This window comes from uncultured Amnibacterium sp., from assembly GCF_964245895.1.
Lineage (GTDB): Bacteria > Actinomycetota > Actinomycetes > Actinomycetales > Microbacteriaceae > Amnibacterium.
Window position 1 is genome coordinate 1 of sequence record NZ_CAXTOQ010000266.1, and the last position, 2,245, is coordinate 2,245.

A 2,245-nucleotide genomic window follows, 5' to 3' on the forward strand; every position below is an offset into this window, starting at 1 on the left:
CGGCAAGCTCTACGCGCTCCCCTTCTACGGCGAGAGCGCGATGACCTATTACCGCAAGGATCTGTTCGACAAGGCCGGCCTCAAGATGCCCGCCGAGCCCACCTACGACGAGATCAAGGGCTTCGCCGCCAAGCTGACCGACAAGGCGAACAGCGTCTACGGCATGTGCCTGCGCGGCAAGCCCGGCTGGGGCGAGAACATGGCCTTCGTGACGAGCCTCGTCGACACGTTCGGCGGCCAGTGGTTCGACAAGGGCTGGCGCACCACGATCGACACGCCCGCCTGGCACAAGGCCGTGACCTACTACAACGACATCCTCAAGGAGAGCGGGCCGCCGGGCGCGACCTCCAACGGCTTCAACGAGAACCTGGCGCTCTTCGCGGGCGGCAAGTGCGGCATGTGGATCGACGCGACGGTCGCGGCCGGCCTCCTGTTCGACCCGAAGCAGAGCCAGGTCTCGGACAAGGTGGCGTTCGCCCCGATCCCGACCGGCGAGTACAAGGGCGGGCCGACCTGGCTGTGGAGCTGGAACCTCGGCGTGCCGGCCTCCTCCAAGCAGAAGGAGGCGGCCAAGACCTTCACCACCTGGGCGACCAGCAAGGAGTACCTCGCGCTCGTCGCCAGGGAGAACGGCTGGGTCGCGGTGCCGCCCGGCACACGGCGCTCGACCTACGAAAGCGCGGACTACCGGAAGGCCGCGCCCTTCGCGTCCTTCGTGCTGAAGGCGATCGAGAGCGCGAACCCGAACGGCCAGACGAAGGAGCCGCGGCCCTATACGGGCGCGCAGTTCGTGGCGATCCCCGAGTTCCAGGGCATCGGCACCCAGGTCGGCCAGACGATCGCCGCGACCTTGTCGGGCCAGCAGAGCGTCGATCAGGCGCTGAAGGCCGCCCAGGCCGCGACCGAGCGTACGATCAAGCAGGCGGGCTACCCGAAATAGGCGCACCCTCCTCCAGCGAGACGCGGGTTCCCTCTCCCGTTCGGGAGAGGGACAGGGTGAGGGTGGCGACCTGTCCGGAGAGGGCGGGCCCTCACCCCTACCCTTTCCCGACAGGAAGGGGAGTCGCGGCCGAGCTTGTCAGACACCGCGAGACCGACGCCGGATCGAGATGTGTGTGCATCACCATAGTGTCGTGAGAACCGGATGGGTCGCGTGGCGAGCGTGAGCGCCGCCATGTCCGGCGTCGAGCGACCGCCTGCCCCGTCCGCGCGCGGGCGGCGCTTCAACGGGCTGCCCTTCGTCGCGCCGTCGGTCACGATCCTCCTCCTGTGGATGATCGTGCCGCTCGCCATGACGCTGTGGTTCTCGGCCCAGCGCTACAACCTGCTCGATCCCTCGGTCGCGGGGTTCGCCGGGCTCGACAATTACGAGTTCCTGGTGACGGACCCGGATTTCTGGGCATCCCTCGTCAACACGCTGGTGCTCGTCGGCTCGGTGCTGGTCATCACGGTCGTCGCGGGCACGCTGCTGGCAGTCCTGTTCGACCAGCCCTTCCCCGGCCGCGACGTCGCGCGGCTCCTGGCGATCTCGCCCTTCTTCGTCATGCCGACCGTCGCGGCGCTCGTGTGGAAGAACCTCCTGATGCACCCGATCTACGGCGTCTTCGGCGCCGTGGCCCGGGCTCTCGGGCTGCCGGCGGTCGACTGGTTCGCGCAGTTTCCCATGCTCTCGGTCATCATGATCGTGTCGTGGGAGTGGATCCCCTTCGCGCTCCTCATCCTCCTGACCGCCGTCCAGAGCCTCGACCGCGAGCAGCTCGAGGCCGCCCGCATGGACGGCGCGGGGCCGATCGCGCAGTTCGTCTTCATCGTGCTGCCGCACCTGTCGCGCGCGATCTCGGTCGTCGTCATGATCGAGACGATCTTCCTGCTGACGATCTTCGCCGAGATCTTCGTCACGACGTCGGGCGGCCCCGGCAACGCCACCACGAACCTCGCCTTCCTGATCTACGCCCGCGCGCTGCTGCAGTTCGACGTCGGCGGCGCGTCGGCGGGCGGCGTCGTGGCGATCGTGCTCGCGAACGTCGTGGCGTTCTTCCTCGTGCGCTCCATCGCGCGCCGGCTGGAGGTCTGACGTGACCGGAAGCCTCGCGGGCCGGATCGCCGTCACGGTCGCCGGTTGGGCGGTCGCGCTCCTCCTGTTCTTCCCCATCGGCTGGATGGTGCTGACGAGCTTCAAGAGCGAGACGGCCGCGATCGTCCCGAGCCTCGCCTTCGCGCCCACGACCGAGAGCTACGTCGAGGT

The 2,245-nt window shown here is 68.3% G+C and carries 2 protein-coding genes and 1 pseudogene; all 3 read left to right on the top strand.

Annotated features, from left to right (window positions below; translation table 11 throughout):
• Nucleotides 1–940, top strand: a 940-nt coding sequence (locus ACFE60_RS18840) for an ABC transporter substrate-binding protein (RefSeq protein ID WP_375390379.1), incomplete at its 5' end; no start/stop codon positions are given.
• Between the two features lie 222 nt (nt 941–1,162).
• Nucleotides 1,163–2,074, top strand: coding sequence for a carbohydrate ABC transporter permease (locus tag ACFE60_RS18845; protein ID WP_375390380.1), 912 nt, complete (start codon nt 1,163–1,165; stop codon nt 2,072–2,074).
• 1 nt (nt 2,075) lies between these two features.
• A pseudogene (locus tag ACFE60_RS18850) lies at nt 2,076–2,245 on the top strand (carbohydrate ABC transporter permease); the annotation flags it as partial.